General features: G+C 60.3%; 15 protein-coding genes. 2 read left to right on the top strand and 13 right to left on the bottom strand.

The window, feature by feature from the left end:
• The first annotated feature begins 10 nt into the window (after positions 1–10).
• Positions 11–958, top strand: coding sequence for a hypothetical protein (locus JOE29_RS11940; protein ID WP_003317683.1), 948 nt, complete (start codon positions 11–13; stop codon positions 956–958).
• Here JOE29_RS11940 and JOE29_RS11945 read toward each other — a convergent pair.
• Both JOE29_RS11945 and JOE29_RS11950 read right to left on the bottom strand, forming a co-directional pair.
• On the bottom strand, positions 906–2,021 hold the full coding sequence (locus JOE29_RS11945; protein WP_137983529.1) for a hypothetical protein: 1,116 nt from the start codon (positions 2,019–2,021) through the stop codon (positions 906–908). The two genes, JOE29_RS11940 and JOE29_RS11945, sit on opposite strands and share 53 nt — an antisense overlap.
• Entirely contained in the window at positions 2,015–2,680 is a 666-nt protein-coding gene (locus JOE29_RS11950; RefSeq protein ID WP_170963846.1) for a hypothetical protein, read from the bottom strand. The genes JOE29_RS11945 and JOE29_RS11950 overlap by 7 nt, the downstream gene beginning before the upstream one ends.
• A 232-nt stretch (positions 2,681–2,912) precedes the next feature.
• Between JOE29_RS11950 and JOE29_RS11955 the strand changes: the two genes are divergently transcribed.
• Complete coding sequence (locus tag JOE29_RS11955; protein ID WP_044312818.1) at positions 2,913–4,361, top strand: fatty acid desaturase; 1,449 nt, start codon at positions 2,913–2,915, stop codon at positions 4,359–4,361.
• A 139-nt stretch (positions 4,362–4,500) separates the two neighbouring features.
• On the opposite strand, the gene JOE29_RS11960 is transcribed toward JOE29_RS11955, so the two are convergent.
• Genes JOE29_RS11960 through JOE29_RS12010 form a run of 11 tightly spaced genes read right to left on the bottom strand, consistent with a single transcriptional unit; the run spans position 4,501 to position 15,756 of the window.
• Positions 4,501–5,238 (bottom strand): GntR family transcriptional regulator, encoded by a 738-nt coding sequence (locus tag JOE29_RS11960; RefSeq protein WP_016568133.1) that lies wholly within the window; start codon positions 5,236–5,238, stop codon positions 4,501–4,503.
• 28 nt (positions 5,239–5,266) lie between these two features.
• Positions 5,267–6,064, bottom strand: coding sequence for a TIGR01458 family HAD-type hydrolase (locus JOE29_RS11965; protein WP_137983526.1), 798 nt, complete (start codon positions 6,062–6,064; stop codon positions 5,267–5,269).
• A gap of 38 nt (positions 6,065–6,102) precedes the next feature.
• On the bottom strand, positions 6,103–7,686 hold the full coding sequence (locus tag JOE29_RS11970; RefSeq protein WP_137983525.1) for an alkaline phosphatase family protein: 1,584 nt from the start codon (positions 7,684–7,686) through the stop codon (positions 6,103–6,105).
• A complete protein-coding gene (locus JOE29_RS11975; protein ID WP_016568130.1) occupies positions 7,683–8,270 on the bottom strand; it encodes a dephospho-CoA kinase in 588 nt (195 codons plus the stop codon). The genes JOE29_RS11970 and JOE29_RS11975 overlap by 4 nt, the downstream gene beginning before the upstream one ends.
• A gap of 12 nt (positions 8,271–8,282) precedes the next feature.
• The gene (locus tag JOE29_RS11980; protein ID WP_044312822.1) at positions 8,283–9,329 is read right to left on the bottom strand and encodes a hypothetical protein; all 1,047 of its coding nucleotides are present in this window, start codon (positions 9,327–9,329) and stop codon (positions 8,283–8,285) included.
• Complete coding sequence (locus tag JOE29_RS11985; RefSeq protein ID WP_103364735.1) at positions 9,326–10,462, bottom strand: hypothetical protein; 1,137 nt, start codon at positions 10,460–10,462, stop codon at positions 9,326–9,328. Before JOE29_RS11985 ends, JOE29_RS11980 begins: the two co-directional genes overlap by 4 nt.
• Before the next feature lie 23 nt (positions 10,463–10,485).
• Positions 10,486–11,664, bottom strand: a complete 1,179-nt coding sequence (locus JOE29_RS11990; protein ID WP_057406187.1) for a hypothetical protein — start codon at positions 11,662–11,664, stop codon at positions 10,486–10,488.
• Positions 11,661–13,556 carry a PEP/pyruvate-binding domain-containing protein gene (locus tag JOE29_RS11995; protein ID WP_210079546.1) on the bottom strand — a complete coding sequence of 632 codons (1,896 nt, stop codon included), beginning with the start codon at positions 13,554–13,556 and terminating at the stop codon, positions 11,661–11,663. Before JOE29_RS11995 ends, JOE29_RS11990 begins: the two co-directional genes overlap by 4 nt.
• Positions 13,546–14,220: a dCTP deaminase gene (dcd, locus tag JOE29_RS12000; protein WP_046270106.1), complete on the bottom strand. Its 675-nt coding sequence runs from the start codon at positions 14,218–14,220 to the stop codon at positions 13,546–13,548. Before dcd ends, JOE29_RS11995 begins: the two co-directional genes overlap by 11 nt.
• Before the next feature lie 2 nt (positions 14,221–14,222).
• The gene (locus JOE29_RS12005; protein WP_003410416.1) at positions 14,223–14,735 is read right to left on the bottom strand and encodes a deoxycytidine triphosphate deaminase; all 513 of its coding nucleotides are present in this window, start codon (positions 14,733–14,735) and stop codon (positions 14,223–14,225) included.
• Between the two features lie 4 nt (positions 14,736–14,739).
• A complete protein-coding gene (locus JOE29_RS12010; protein WP_137983523.1) occupies positions 14,740–15,756 on the bottom strand; it encodes a fatty acid desaturase family protein in 1,017 nt (338 codons plus the stop codon).
• Positions 15,757–15,782 lie beyond the last annotated feature (26 nt).

Raw genomic sequence — 15,782 nt, forward strand, 5'->3', positions numbered from 1 at the left:
GCTGGCTCGCATGAAGACCATCTGGACACCCGATGGCTTCGAGGAGTGGCAAAGGCATTTCCCGGCTACCGCTTTCGTACGTCACCCTGCGGAGCTGGACTGGACCGATCTGTTCCTGCAGCGCTGGCAAGTGCCCTTGCCCGGCCTGCCAAAGGACACCCTGGTCGTGCTGGTTGCAGGTCTTTACTCGGAATTCATCCTCTACTGCAATCGCGCCTGTGCCCGGTCCCTCACCTCTGCGGGCCACGATGTCCTGCGCATGCCGGTGCGCTCCTCACGCGGTGTGATCGCGCAAGGCAGGCACATCGCGACCCTGCTCGGCAGCCGACTCAAGCCAGGGCAGCGCTTTGTGGTGCTGGCTCATAGCAAGGGTGGTCTGGATACGCTGGCAGCGTTGTCACAGAACAAGGACCTGCTCGACGCGTGTGACGGCATCGCTCTGGTGCAGCCGCCCGCTGGACCCTCGCCGATCATCGATGAGCTGCTGGGCCACGGCGCCGCTAGCGCTGGCCGAAGTTATCGAATGGACAGGTTTCGTCAGGCGATGATCAACAGCGCACCACTGGCTGCGGGCACCCGGGACATCAGCAGCAACCGCGACCCACAGGTTGCTGAAATGCTCTCCGCCCTGCCCGCCACCCTGCACTGTCTGCATGTCGTCAGTTGGTCGGCCGCGCGGCGCTCACACTTCGATACTCACCATCAGCGCCTGAATGCGTTGCGTCCCGGGCATGCGCATGACGGTCAGTTCTACATGGAACACCTGGCATTGCCAGGCGTCCCGCAGATCTGTCTGCCGGATCTGGATCACGGTCAGCCGATACTGGGCGGCGCCGGCTTCGACCCGACGAGATTCTGGCGGACATTGCTCGACGTGCTACACCAGACACGTACGCCAGAACGCTCTACACCAGATAGATTTCGAAGCCTGGGATACTCGCCGCACAAGACTCGGTAAACTCGGCTGCGTGGCTGCCGCAGGGTGCCGTGTAAAGGTCCATCGGCAAGGAAAAGGCGTGATAACGATGCATTGCCTTCCACAGCGGGTCCTGGTCGTAAAGGCATAACTGCATCAGCGAATAGTCTTTGCGCACCTGCTTCCAGGCAACATCCAGCAGCGCGCAAAACACCTCAGGGTCACGATGGCGAACCTGCAGGTGGGTCAGGTAGATATCCCGCAGTGCCTGGCCAGGTGCTGCGATACCTGGTCGGCCTGCCAGAGGTGCGAGCGCATTGTAGCCAAGGCGCAGTAACTGCTGCGTCAGGGGCATCTGTTCGACGACGATGCGTTTTATCTTCCCGGCGTCCCAAGGCGCGACGCAGCCCAGCAGGTTGTCGCGGTCATCGACAGCCAGCAGAAACGAGTCAATACCGAAATCCGGCCACTGGCTGAGCCTGCGCTCAAATTCCGCCTCGCTGAACACACAGCCAAACGGTTGCCGGGATGACTCGCTGTCGAGAAACGCCCTCAGCGCATCCAGATAACGAGGGGCTGCGCGGACGACCTTCACCTCGCCGCTAGTGCGGGGAACGCTAATCAAACCACGCTGACCGTAGACCGAGACATTACTGTAGCCACGCCAGTGTGCGAGTTTCAGCGGGTTTGCTCGTCGTCGCCCCAGCAGCGACTGGGTCGCCAGAGCGTTATTGCGGATGATGCAGCAATAGGCATGCTGTGCGCCTGTTTCGCGGGACAGATCCGCGAGCCGCGTCTGTACCTCGGCCATCCATGACCGGGACAGCCTGCGATCGGGCGTCAGTCGCAGATCGCCCAGATACGCGACCGGCTCGACACTACCGTGCAGGTAGCCATCACGCACCACCAGACTGGCCGAGCCGCGCAGCTCGCCCTCTGGGCCTTCGGCGATCCAGGTGCGCTGATCGTCGGCATGGCAGCGGTGCAGGGCGAAGTAGTCCGGGCTACGATCAAAACGTAGCGGCATGCTCCCGCGCATCGTGCGTCGCCGTTGAAAGTCGAGAAGACGCGAATTGTCCGCCGTACCGGCCTGACGAATCAGCACGCCGAGTACTGCTCGGTCATAAACAGCCTTCGAGCCAGCGGTCGCAGGTTTTCGGGCGCAAGACGACACAGGCAAACCAGTTCGTCACCCTCGGCGTAACGCGGGTTCTTTTGCAGAAAGTACTCGACTTCCGGCAGCTTTGCGTGATTTTCCGAGATCAGTGCAAGCTCCGCGCTGAGGCGGCCCTGCGGCGTCTTGAATGACAGCACGCCGGTGGCCGGGTCGTAGGCATCGCCAAAACGCGTATAGGCAAGGTGATCCATCAAGGCCTGGACACGAGGCGCTGTCGAATGACCCGCACGCGGTGCGTAATCCAGTACCATTGCCCGCAGATAGCGATAGGTTCGATGCCCCTTGCAGATCAGAAACCAGTAAAGGGGAACATCGGGAGCCTGACGCCACAGGTCGCCCACCAGTCGAGACCAGGCGAAGGCGAGTTGCTGGCTGCCCCAGTGTTCAGGGGTGATGATAGTGTCACCGGAAAAAATGAATTTGCAGGGCTGATTATCCCAGCTCATTTCAAACAGTTTCAGCGTTGTGAAGCCCATGATCGTGTTATGGGTGTCGTGCAGAACGACACAATGCGTCTTGTCGTCAAGGTCCTGCTCGAATCGAGCCCGACAGGTATCCTGATAGCAGGCAGAATAAATCTCGAACATCCGATCGATATCGACTGATCGTAAATCGGGGCGCCCAACGGCGGTCGCGCACAAACTCATGGAGGCCTTCGATGTATGGAAACACAATGACCGGATTCTGAATTGCCGGGCCGCAGAGGGCAATCAGTCTCTCGGCACAATGTCCCGATTCTTCTGCAATCATCGCTGCGCACAGTCTGGCCCGTCCGGGCGTTCGCTTGTGCACGTAACGAATGAACCAGGCTTCGCACCCATGCATCCTCATCAATGCGCCACGTCCAGTACTGATCGTCCCGTCACGTGGCTGTTGGCCTACCTGCTGGTCACCGGCCTGCTGTACTTTCTGGTGACACACGTTCCAATGGGCCCAGCAAGGCTCGTCGAGCCAGGTATCGTCGACGCTCATATGCCCTTGCTGCCGTTCACGCTGCCGCTGTATCTCAGCTATACGCTGGTGATGCCGGTGCTCGTTTACATGGGGCGTCAGTCCTCTTGGCTGCTGCCGGTATTTTTCGCCGGCGCCCTGGCCGCCGGGCTGTGCCTGGTCAGCCACCTGTTCTGGCCGACTATGATCCTGCGTCCTGAAAGCGGTTCCGCGTGGCTCGACTGGCTATACCAGCTCGATGCGCCACTGGCGGCATCACCCAGCGGGCATGTGGCGTTACCCGTTGCAATCAGCGTCGTCATGGGCGGTTTGCGTCTGAGATCGGCCTGGGTATTTGCCCTCTGGAGCGCAGTGCTAATGCTGACGGTGATGACCACCGGGCAGCATGTCTTCACCGACATGGCCTGTGGCGTGTTCATCGGCCTGGCCTGCGGCCTGACGACCTTGGTACTCAGGCGCTGTGCGGTAGACATGCGCACCTTATCGGCTCTGCTACTCGAATGGCTGTGCATACTGGTCACGATTCGTGTCGCGATTTACCTCGCAGACTGGCGCTTTTATCTGCTGGCCGTGCTCATCGTGGCAGCAAGGCAGCACGCGTTGTTCGTGCTGTATCACGATGCAACCCATTACCACCTGACTCGACAGCGCAGTACTAACGACTTCCTGATCAACCTGGCGATCGGTGTTCCGGGCCTGGTGCCGATCGAATTCTACCGCCCCCTGCACCTGGACCATCACCAGCACGCAGGTACCGAACAGGACCCGGAACGACGCTTCCTCTATTACCGCCAGCCCTGGCAGTTCCGACCGTTAACCGCGAAGTTGCTGGCCAGGCAACTGCTGGGAGACTTGCTGCTGATCAACACGCTGCGCAACATTGCCGCCTACAAGGCCGCAGGAGGCGCGCCGCCAGCGCTCACCCGCCCGCTGATTTCGGCAGCGCTGGTATGGCTGATGATTGTCGCCGCGCTTATCTGGCAATGCTCGGCGCAAACGTTCGGGTTGGTGGCGATGCTGTGGTTCCTGCCCCTGATTACGGTCGGCACCCTGCTGCAGAAAATTCGCAGCATGGCCGAGCACAGCGGCGGCCCCGGCGTCACGCCTGGCTGGGAAGAGTGGACCTACGCCTGGCGCGTCGGCTGGCTGGGACGATTTTTCATCTGGCCTTACCATATCAACCTGCACTTACAGCATCACCGAACCGCCAGCATACCGTGGCATGCCCTGCCCTCTGCAGTTCGAGCCGAGGAGCAGCTCATGGCATCACGCTCGCTTGCCTCGCTGATGTGGTCGAGGCTCAAGCAGAACTACTGATACCTACACACTCTGCCTCAGAATAGTCATTCGCCATTATTGGCCGCGCGGTGATCAAGGAACTTTGCCCTGTTGCTGGAAGCATTGCGTTACCGGTGATGGATCAAACGACCGAAACGCGCAGCTATCCAGCAACCGCTCACTGCGCTTGCGCACGTAACCTGGCGGGCTCGTTCTTCTCGGCGTAGTGACGCGCGCGGCGCAAAACATGCTGGGTGGCTCTGCGCGCCTCCTCCTTGTTGAGTTCGACATGTGCTTCCAGCAATTGCTGGGCCTGTTGCGGCCGACATTGCAGAAGGGCCTTCAGAATGCTGCCATGTTCTTCGTACGTTGCATCGACTCTGGAGGCGCTGAATTCGAGACGCCGGATGGTTCGGGTCTTCTCGGTGATCTCGTGATGCAGCCTGGCCATTTCCCGGTTACCCACGGCCTCGACCAACGCACAATGAAACCGTTCACCCAGCCCGGCGAGGATATCGGTGTCTCTCAATCGCTCGTTTTTCGGCACCAGCCAAGTGCGTATGAGTTCATCGATCAACGGCTCGACGCTCAGGTCCATCGAACCCAGCCTGGCGAGCGCCGCCAGCTCGAGCACCACCCGCACGTCATACAGTTCCTCGAAGTGACGAGGGTCAAAGGGCCGCACCTGCCAGCCGCTTCGGTAATAAACCTCCACGTACCCTTCCTGCTCCAGCCGGAACAATGCCTGCCTGACCGGTGTTCGACTGGCTTGAACACGCTCGGCCACTTCACCTTCAGTAAATCGCTCGCCGGGTAATAGACGAAACTCGGAAATGTCTTCTTTGAGCAGGGCGTAAATACGCTCGGACATAGTTTCCGGGCGCTCTTTGAACGTTTTGGCGCATGCTGTCTGCATTGATGATTCGTCCTTGTAATCCAGTTACTTAACCTTGACGCAGATGACCTGCGGTATTGCCGGACATCCACCAGCGTGGGAAATCTGCAATCCCTTCAATCACCGCATCCACGTTTTGCCGATGGGCCTCGAACAGCCTCGGGTCATATTTTCCGGTACGCACCAGCAGGCTGCTGGCACCGACGGCTTTCGCCCCTGCGCAGTCAGTCAGAACGTCGTCGCCCACTACCAGAGTGCGGCTGGCGCTGGTATCAAGTTTGCGCAAGGCAGCCTCGAAAAACATCGGCGACGGCTTGCCCATGACCAGGGCCTGTATCTGTGCTGCGGCCTCGAGCCCGACGATGAAGGCGCCGCAATCGAGGCGTTCCCCGTCACGATCGAACCAGAACAGGTTTTTTTGCAATGCGATGAGGCGAGCACCGCCTCGCAACATACGGAAACAGCGATTCAGTGTGGCGTAGTCGAAGGCTTCGCCGATATCGCTGATGACCACTACGTCCGGGTTCGTATCGTCTGTAACGATGTCGCTGAACGCCGGCCGTATCGAATCGGGGACCAGCAGATGGCACTTGAGGTGCGGATGTTGCTGCAAATAGCCCAGACAGGCCGTGGTGGCGGTCTGGATTTCGTCGGGGACGACCTCGATGCCAACGTGGCAAAGCTCCTCTGCCAGCTCCTCCGGCATCTTCGCCGTGGTGTTGGTCAGCAATTGCAGCCTTAAACCCTGCGAACGCGCGAAGCTCAATGCATCGGCTGCGCCCGGCAGAGGCTGTCCCTTGAGCATGAGTGTGCCGTCAATATCGAAAAGCAGACTGTCGAAGCGCATGGATAAGCTCCCTGTGGCTGAAAGTATCGAGTCAGGTGTCAGAATGTGGCTGTGAGCCACTGGCGAATCGCAGGCAGTGTCATTTCAGCGTCGGCAGGCCGTGGCAACGGCGTACTGCTGGCGTCCAGCAACACGCCACGCAACCACGGGTCATTGGCGCATACCGTGTGATCGCCACCTTTTCGGCTGAGGCGAACGGCGTGTTCTGAACGAGCGGCCAGCAGTCGCGTGCCTCGCGGAGCCTGCCAGTAGCAGCCGCCCGTCCAGCCTTCGGCAAAGACCTGCCCGTCGGCGCACTCGAACATCGTCCACTCATCTCGAAACGGCTCTGCGAGGCTTTTGCGCCAGGCGTCGGTCACGGAGCCAGGGTCGTGTCCGGACAGCGCCAGTCGCCTGGTGTTGAACAACACCAGACCGTTGTCGGCCGGATGAAAGACCGCCGCGCTTTTGTGCATATCCGGCACGCCTGACGCGTCATAGACCAGCCAGCCCTGCTGCTCGAAAAAACTGTTGGGGTAAAGATCGTGATGGACCGGTGCCATACCGTGATCCGAGTGAGCCACGCAGCGTACCTCCCGACCCGCCGCATCGACGCAGCGCAGGATCAGCTCATCGACCCACCCCGATATCTCGTCGAACAGGCGTTGCCCAACCGCTTGCATCAATTCGCTGGCCCAGTCTGGCGCGAGGTACTTGAGCAAATGATGTGACAGCAGATCCACCACCGGGTAGTAACCGATGACACGCTGTGCATCACCGGCCCTGACTGCGCCGACAATGTCGTCGCAAAAGCTTTCATGCATCTCGCGCATCAGTTCCAGCAGCAGCCATTCCGCAGCGCCCTGCCCGCCCTCATCCAGCCGCTTGCCCAGCTGTCCGGTGCGGTACAGCACCGTCAGGTCATTGGCCACGTAAGCCTTGCTGGAGTCGCCCTGCAGATCAAGTGCCTGGACCTCGCGGTAACCGAAGCTGATCACACAGATGCGTTTTTCGATGTGCACCGCGCGCAGTGCAATCGCCTTGCATACATTGCCCGGGGCCTGCCCCGACAATGGCACGTGCACCGTGCTGCCCAGCGGTAATTGGCACGCAGCACGGCCATGGTCCTCTGGCCATTCGAGCACTGCACCGTCCTGTTGAAGACTGACCCTGGCAGCCACATCCAGAGCCTCGATACGCAGGCAGCCACCGTTTTCAATGACCTCGGGACGCAGCGAAAAACCCTGATAGACGCAGCTTTGCCCAAGCAATGCGTCACCCAGCCTGTCGGGCTGGACAAAGGGCACGGCACACAGGCGGAAAGTGATGCCCTGGCGCGCCCATTCATCCCAGACCATGTCGATGTGGCGCGGCCAGACCTGAAAGGCATCCGCCACCGCCAGGCAGGCCTGCGGCGCTGGCGCGGGGACGAGATAGCCCGTCAAACCGTGCTCGCTGACCGGTGCGCCGCTGAAGATCGACAACAGCGAGGGCGGAGTCTGGCAATTGGGTGACAGTGGCAGCAAGGGGTAACACGGCCACTGCGCCGAGGGCCGTCCAGGCTGTCGTGCCCGGTAACGCTTGACCAGCTCCCACGACAACCCGTCGATCAACAGCCATACCAACGGATCAGCGCCCCTCATGAAGCGATCCGGCGTTGAGAGTCGTCCAACGCCCAGCGGGCCACCACAGCAACACGCTGCTTCAACTGTTCGAGAGAACCGCTGTTGGGCAGTACATAATCCGCTTCGATCCGGCGCATCTGCAGATCCAGTGCGCTGTTTTCCACCACGCTGATGTCGCCTCGCTGCCCCAGACGCGTTTGTCTCACGGATGAATCGGCAAGCACCTTGATCACCTGAAAGCCTTGCGCTTGAAGGTACGGCCAGTCGACGGTGTCGTCGCGCAGGTCATCATTGATGACCACCTGCGCGCAGGAGCGGGCCAACCGTCGGGCGAAGTTCGTAACCAGCGACTGACTGTCCAGATCCCTCAGCTCGCGTGCGATGCACTCCAGCAAACGCTGATTCTGGCTGCCGCTCGCCACTTGCACCCCGGCCTGCGCATAGAACATGCCTTGTAACTCGTACAAGGGCTGGGCGAGCTTGATGACCTCGACCGACAGCCCTGCCGTTTCGAAATACTCACGCAGCAATTCAGCGGTTGTACTCTTCCCGGAACCGCTGGGGGCCACCAGTGCCAGACGCAATTGGTTAGCGTGGTTCATAGGATCTCCTTATCAGGCGCTGATCAGCTCGCGCGCCACGCCCACACGGCTTTGCCACTGTACACCGAGCAGCCCACGGACGATCTGCGGCGGTACGCTGTCGGTCAGCGAACCGGCATCCAGCAAGCCGTGCCAGGTCGAGGTAACGAAACGATGCGGCCACTCGAAGAGTGTGGGTGAGTGAATCTGTTCCAGAATCGCATCGCGACCCATTGCATGGACCCGCAATTTGCCCCGCGCCGCCACGTTGGGCAGGATGACGGTCTCCAGCCAGCCACAGCCTTCCGGGCTGGCCTTGAGTGCGGCGCGCATGGCTTCGGGTTTGCACAGGCGTTTTTCGGTATGCGCGATCGACAGATCATCAGCCACTGCAGCCAGATCAAGTCGCTTTGCCAGTTCTGGATGTGTACGTAATGTGCCGACACCGACATGCGGATAATCCGGCCAGCCGCGGGCGCGAATCCGACCGTCGACGCTGTCCAGCAACAGCTTGTCCCCGGAGAAGTACAGGTACTCATCGGACAGCACCAGGTCGAGCATGGTGGTGGTCTTGCCTGCCCCTTTTGCACCGCCGATGGCAACGATCCCGCCGTCCGGCCCGACCACCGCCGAGGCATGCATGATCACACTGCCTTTGGCCTGCTCGACCAGCAGCCCGTAATAGCGCACCAGTTCGATCAAGTGAATGAAGGCATTTTCGTCGCCATGGAAATCAACCGTGTGACGCGCCCGGTCGATCCGGTATCCGACCTGGGTCTCGGCATCCCAGGCATAGTCCAGCCCCGTCTCCGGGTCATGGCCACGCAACACCCTCAGGGTAAAGCCGGGGGCGTAGGTTTCACGGATGATGTCGGGCGTCACGCAGAGGCCCATCCACTCCGGGTTGAATGCCGCGCTGTCGTGCAACCGAACCCTCAGGTCGACGGTAGTCTGGCCGTCGTCGTCTACTTCGGCAAAGTAAGGCGCGAGAAACACCCGCAGCCGCTGGGCCAGTGCCGAACCGGAGGTCTGATCGTCCAGTTCAAATCGATAGCGTCCATTGCAAAGGTAACGGCTCATGAGTGCAGGCTCTCCGGGCTGGCGATGAAAGGCGATGGTGAATGCAAAAAGGCAAAACGATCAGTCAGGGGCCAGCACTCCTGGCGACGTTCGCTCAGAAATGCCTGCAGGTGTTCCATCAGCCTGCGTAGATCGGCATCGATCGACTGAGGGTCCAGTGCGCCCCGGCACTTGAGAAAACGCACCTCACCGCGCGTCGTACTCCCCGCCTGCGAATCGAGCGGCATGCAGGTCTCGAAGGTAATCGCGAAGAGGTTGCCGCTGTCCACGGATTCGCACGGGGCACTGAACGCATAACGTCGATACTCACCAAGTGCCTGCAACGTGCTGTCAATGTTCATGGCCATCGCCTCCAGCGTCGGAGAACCCAGCGACAGGTGCCTTACGGTGCCGGACAGGTTGCCCGGCGCGCTGCGAAACAGCTGCACGATGGGTTCATTGACCGCCAGCTTGCGTTTGCGGCTGCAGTGCTCGACCCATACATAACCACCGTCTTCCGCCCTGGCGGCGGTTACCTGATGGTCCCAGATCTGAAATTCGTCACCGCACTGGCTGGTGAACGGCGCCATTGCCGGGCTGAAACTGGCGTCGAACCAGGCCTCGCCGAGCATTCGCGCATGGCAATCAGGTGCAAGCTCGAAGGATTCGACATAGGTCTGTTCGCTGGTGGCGTAGCGACATTCCCAATTGTTGATCGCCAGATGGTTGCGCTCGAACGCATTACGCAGCGCGATCAACAGGTTTTGCGGGACGGCAGGCTGCTCGATTGCAAGCGGCGGCTGTACAAACAGCGAACGATGCACATCAATTCGATTGAGCAAGTGGCTGATGTGCACCTGGTCTGCCTGCAAGCGGATGATCGCCAGCGGGATGGCGGCCCCGGACAGGTTGTGGCAGCTTTCGTCGCCCAGCGCGCCGTGCGAATCCTCAAGGAGCATCGCCCCGTCTGCATCCCAGCGTGCCAGTATCCGGTGGCGGCCTCGCAGGTCAGCGACGGCAGTCAGCTCACCCAGCAACGCCGTGTCTGCGGCAATGGCATACAACCTGTGGTCATCGCTGCCGAACGGCTCCTGATGACGGATTTTCCAGCTACCGAACACAATAGCCATCTGCGTGGTCGTGGATTGCGACATGATCATCTCCCCGGCAAGTGAATTCAGAGCCGACTCGCCTCACGGGCAAAGTCGAGTTTCGAATAGAGATCCTGCTGAAACAGCGGGTGCCGCTCCGCCAGAAAGTCGCGCATCACGTTGGAGACGGTTTCAAAGTCTTCCTCCACCTCGCGCAGCGTGTGCAGGGTCCTGCTGCGGCAATATTCGACTTCGACCTGGGCGAACTCCGCACTCCCGTCGACCATGCGGCAGACATCGAAGTACGCCCCGAAACCATTACCGGTCCTCAGCGATTCGAAATTGATGTCGATCCGGGTGCGCCTGAACGGCTTGAGCCGACGCAGGCTTGCCGAGGTCATCGAGCGGGCGTGAGTTTCGATATCGGCAAACGCCACCGGCTGATCGGTGTTGAAGTCCTCGCGGCGCAATTCCGCATTCTCGAGAAACCATTTGCGCTTGACCGCCATCAGCCCGTCGGCCTGGGGAATGAACGAGATGTAACCGGTTTCAAGGGGGTCGCCCGTCACTTCGAAGATATGCGATTCATAGTCGTAGGTTTGAAAGTCACGGTCGATTTCCAGCACCAGGTCCTTGAAAGCGCCCTCTCCGAATGCCTTGTGCATCGCGGTGGACAACTGCCACATGTCAGGTATCTGAAACGAGGTGAATTTACGTTCCAGCTCCATTTCCGGACGCCAGCGCACGTACCAGCAGTCATCGCTCAGCATCGGTTGCGAAACGGCCACACACGCAGCAGCAGATCGGGCCAAACGTTGCCAGGCCCTCCAGGCAGCACGCTCGACCGGTTCGACATCCATCAAGTGCAGGAACAAGGCCCCTGCTTCGCCCTCGTGAACGTAGTGATAAACGCTGCATTTATCGGCGTGATGCATCACCGCCAGGGTGGCCATCAGTGCTTGATCGGGCGGTCGACGATTGAGCGTCGGATCCAGCATATGCATGCGCGAACGGCTGTCCTGAGTGCGCTTGCGCTGTCCGGCATTGAACACCTGAAAGTCGAAGTCTTTCATGGGCATCGGCACATGGGTGTGATGGGCATTGGAAAGCCACTGCGCATGCAACGTACCGCTGGGTATGAACAGGCCGTTGTCCGAGTGACGGGCTTGCGCTGCATCTGTGTCGACAATGGCAACCAGCGCAGAATCGAGGCTGCCGTTGAGGGTGTGTGGATCGAAAAACAACAGTGAAATATCCGTAGTCATTGTAGCTCCCGTACTTCGTTGACCGCGTGAGGCAGCGCCTTGGGGCTCTGGCTGAAAGTGATCCGTTGTCCGGCAAGTCCCTGCTGATAAAGCGCTTCGGACTCCACGGCGGGAATGCCGTGTTCACGCAACAAAATCGAAAGATGGCAAAGCATGGACGCCTGCTCGAAGACAAACCCCCGCGCGAAAGGCAGCAATGCCGCCAGGGCCGCATAAGGGCGCGGCGAGACCACAATTGCCTGCCCGTCGTGAACACGCAGTTGTCGCTCGAGTTCTTCGAGCTCGGCACCCAGCGAGCTGGACGAAGGGATCGAATTGATCGACACGGTGGCCGAGATACTCAGTTCTTCCAACTGTCGCCCCGCCGTGACCAGCACCACCGGTCCGTCGGCATAACCTGGAGAAATCAGGCGGATTTCCGTTGCGTCCTGCACCTGCACGAACGTCGACAACGGCGAGAAATCGATCAGGTGCAACTGCTGCTCTGCCCTTACCCATTCCAGTTGCACCGAACCCAGCAGCGCGCCAGCTGCATGGGTGATGCTGTGCAGTTGCTGCGCATCGGCGGGGCCACTCGGGTCGTTCGTCGCCAAGCGCGCGCGTTGAGTGCCGGCAATGCCGCGATTGATCGCCAACAAACCTTCCGATGACCACTCGCAGGTCGTCGAGCCGTCATCGCACGCTTGGGTGATGAGCCCGGTTTCTCCTTTCAGAAACTCGCGCAGCACGAAACACACCACCCGCTCATCGCTGAGCTCAAGCAGCCGTTCACGTAGTGCGCCACGTTCGAGGATCTGCTGGCGCACCTGATCGGAGAAATCCAGTACCACTTGATCGGTCTTGAGCCTGTCCAGCAATGCCTGGCTCATGGCCGGTTCGAGCAGCCCTTGACGATTGGCCTTTATCAGCAATGCCTGGCCTGCCGAGACGCCGTGGGTTTGTGCGAACAAGGCCAGCGGACGGCGCTTGCTTCGAAAATACTGCGCAAAGGCAGGCAATGGACGGAAATCCGTCAGTGCGTCGTCACTGGCAAGGTAGAGTTCAGCCCACTCCAGCACCGGTTCCAGGCTGCGCGCCTCGCGCAGGCTGGTGACGGGTCTTGCCTGAAGCAGCCAGAGTTGCCCTTCATCCACCGCCCATTCGATGTCGGCAGGCATGCCCAACGCCGCAGATGCCCTGGAGGCCAGCGCCGCCACCTCCAGCAGCAATGCCGTGTGCGGTTCCAGCGCAGGGTCACAGTCCAGCAATTGCTGGTCACCGATCCGCGCCGACATGCCCTTCTGCACCCCGGACACCATCGCTTCACCCAGCGAGGCGACCGTTTCAATCAGCGTCACGGCCTCACCGGTCAGCGGATCGTGGCTGAACGCGACGCCTGCGAAGCGAGCCTTGACCATGCGCTGCATGATCACTGTCATCTCGACCGGTGTTTCCAGCATCGACGCCCGCAAGCGTTCCAGGATGGCCTGACGGGAAACCCCGGAGCGCCAGACATCCAGAATCGCCGCCTTGAGCGCCGGCAACCCTTTGACCGACAGATGCGTGCTGAAGATTCCGGCAAAACTGTGCTGGTTGCCATCCTCGATATTCGCCGAAGAGCGCACGGCAAGTTCGCTGTCGGCATCAAAGCCTGCCTGCCCGAGCAATGTCTGAAGATGGCTGTCGGCGGCTTCACTCCATTCGAACTCGGCCAGCCGGGCGATTCTGTCCATGTGCTCGTCAAGGAAGGCACCAGCGGTGATGCGCACGGTTTTCAGCGTGTCCTCAATGGCCTGTTTGCGGCTGGCAAAGTCCTGCCATAACACGCGGTAATCGGCATCTTGCAGAGCGCTCAGGGCGGGCACCGGCAGATCACCGGCAAGGTGTTTCAAGGTCGAGTATTTACTGGACACGACGGCCTCCTGCTATCAGTGGAATATCGGTGGCCATTCGACCGGGCCTGGCCGCCAGCGCATCGGGCGCGGCATCGAGCTCTTCCTGGGCTGCAGCAGCGGGGAATGGCGCAAGGTTGGGCACCAGCGGCTGCGGGCGCGGCGTCTTCTCGAAATCCATGAAAATCCGTGACGCGAAGGCCTCGGTCGCGCCCTGGTACTTTCCGGAATACAGCTCGATATCGCCCTTGACGTTCCAGAACATCATTTGACCGATGTTCATGCCGGGGTAAACCCGTATGCGGTTGAGCGCATACAGCTGCAAGGTCCAGCGCCCGACGAAGCCGATGTCGCCCAGCGGCGCCGACAGATTGATGAACATGCCCAGCCTGGCGATCGAAGAGCGAGCCGCATAGGTAGGTACGAAATGGGTGCTGCCCATGGTTTCTATGGTCGAGGCCAGATACAGCTTCATGGGCTGCAATTCAAAGCCTTCCGGACCGATTTCGATGGTTCGCGTCGACGCCTCGGCGCGCACATCGATCACATCGTCTTCGTAGACCTTCATCTGGTCATGCAAGCGGAAGTTGTAGCTGTTGGGATTGACGTTCTCATGGGAAAACGGACTGATGACGATTTCACCCGAACGCACGCGATTTTCGATTTCACTACCGGTCAATATCATGGTCAATCCAGAATGATTTTCGAGGGCACGGTGCTCTTGGAGCCCAAGTAGCGTCCCGCGTAGCAGGTGGTCATGCCGAAGTTCGCCCAGAAGCAGACCTTGGCCACTTTGGTGCCGGCATAGACCCGCACCGGTTGAGTCACGACGATTTCCAGCGTCCAGCTGATGGCCGCACCGGTATGACCAAGCGGCGCACTGGTCTGGATGAAAACGCCACAGGACGCCGTGGACACATTGGCGTAAAGCTCGCTGGCAAAATCGATACCGCCGATCTGCTCGGCGGTGGCGCCCAGGTAAAAACGGTTGGGGTACAGCACGAAGCCTTCGGGCGGAATATGGTGCTCGACCACCTCCAGCTCACCGTGAGGATCGATGCGGTCGCTGCGGTACTCCAGAAGCAGATCCGCCAGGTGACAGCCGTACGAGTTGACCTCGACATGGGCGGGGTCGAAGGGCTCGATGACGACACTGCCGACCTCGCGCATCTTCACTATTTCAGAACCGGTCAGCATCATGGGTTCAAGCCTCCTGATCCAGAGAGGCCACGGCACGCGCTCGGCCGTTGGCACCATACAATTCGGCGCGCATGCTGCGTTCCCCCAAGAGATAGCCCTGAGTGCTGCAGGCGGCAGCCGAGCCAGGCAGGCGTTGCGCCAGGCGTCGGGACAAGGTGCCCAGGTGATAGCTGGGTATCTGTTGAAAAAGGTGGTGCTCCCAGTGCCGATTGATATTGCACGGCGCAAACAGTCCTCGTTCCAGCCAGCCGGGGCTGACACTGCGTGCGTCGCGCTTCACACTCTGGGTCGAAAGCCCTGCGTGCTCCGACAGGCTGCGAATGCGCAGAATCGGCGGCAGAAAGAACACCAGGGGCGCCAGCCAGTACAACAGCACGCCCGGCCAGGCCTGCAACGCCGTGATAAGCAGTGCGGCGCAGGCATAAAAGGCCATTGCCTGATAGCGCTCGATGCGGGTCGACGGCACGCGGTGAGTGAACAGTCCGATCACGCTGAAGCTGTCCATCGTGCGTAGCGATTGCAGGGTCGACAGCCCACTGATGTCGCGCAGCAGAGCCTGCCAGAACAACCCGGAACTGGCGGGTGCGAAGGCATCGGCGTAGTCCGGATCGTCCAGCGTGTTGAGGTGCTTGTGGTGGGCAATGTGGTGAGCCCGGTAGCGTGACGTGCTCAACGTCAGGGGAAACGTCAGGCATACGTTGGAGATCAGATCGTTGCGCCGCTTGTCACGGCTGATCAGCAAATGCGCCGCATCGTGCATGAGTACCAGCAACGCGTGCTGTCGCGTCGCAATGACGACTACTGCGATCAGACACACCAGCGTCGAGTCACTGACTTCAGCCAGCGTGACTGCGACGACGATCACAGCCCACTGCACGCCTATCTGCAATGCCTGCCGCCAGTGGCTGAGTTGCTTGAGATCCGAGGTCAGTGACAGGTTGTCGCGTGCCAATGTGGCGCGCTCGGAGCGTCGGTCGTAAGCGCCACTGTCCATCGTGTCGAGTTCGATTGTGTCTGCCATGTTCCATCTCCCGTTCAATCGTTGAA

The organism is Pseudomonas sp. PvP009, assembly GCF_017832995.1.
GTDB lineage: Bacteria > Pseudomonadota > Gammaproteobacteria > Pseudomonadales > Pseudomonadaceae > Aquipseudomonas > Aquipseudomonas syringae.

Bases quoted from the DNA above. Each gene is read 5' to 3' on its own strand.
- JOE29_RS11940 (WP_003317683.1), top strand. From the start codon at position 11: ATGAAGACCATCTGGACACCCGATGGCTTCGAGGAGTGGCAAAGGCAT.
- JOE29_RS11950 (WP_170963846.1), bottom strand. From the start codon at position 2,680: ATGTTCGAGATTTATTCTGCCTGCTATCAGGATACCTGTCGGGCTCGA.
- JOE29_RS11955 (WP_044312818.1), top strand. From the start codon at position 2,913: ATGCATCCTCATCAATGCGCCACGTCCAGTACTGATCGTCCCGTCACG.
- JOE29_RS11960 (WP_016568133.1), bottom strand. From the start codon at position 5,238: ATGCAGACAGCATGCGCCAAAACGTTCAAAGAGCGCCCGGAAACTATG.
- JOE29_RS11965 (WP_137983526.1), bottom strand. From the start codon at position 6,064: ATGCGCTTCGACAGTCTGCTTTTCGATATTGACGGCACACTCATGCTC.
- JOE29_RS11970 (WP_137983525.1), bottom strand. From the start codon at position 7,686: ATGAGGGGCGCTGATCCGTTGGTATGGCTGTTGATCGACGGGTTGTCG.
- JOE29_RS11975 (WP_016568130.1), bottom strand. From the start codon at position 8,270: ATGAACCACGCTAACCAATTGCGTCTGGCACTGGTGGCCCCCAGCGGT.
- JOE29_RS11980 (WP_044312822.1), bottom strand. From the start codon at position 9,329: ATGAGCCGTTACCTTTGCAATGGACGCTATCGATTTGAACTGGACGAT.
- JOE29_RS11985 (WP_103364735.1), bottom strand. From the start codon at position 10,462: ATGTCGCAATCCACGACCACGCAGATGGCTATTGTGTTCGGTAGCTGG.
- JOE29_RS11990 (WP_057406187.1), bottom strand. From the start codon at position 11,664: ATGACTACGGATATTTCACTGTTGTTTTTCGATCCACACACCCTCAAC.
- dcd (WP_046270106.1), bottom strand. From the start codon at position 14,220: ATGATATTGACCGGTAGTGAAATCGAAAATCGCGTGCGTTCGGGTGAA.
- JOE29_RS12005 (WP_003410416.1), bottom strand. From the start codon at position 14,735: ATGATGCTGACCGGTTCTGAAATAGTGAAGATGCGCGAGGTCGGCAGT.
- JOE29_RS12010 (WP_137983523.1), bottom strand. From the start codon at position 15,756: ATGGCAGACACAATCGAACTCGACACGATGGACAGTGGCGCTTACGAC.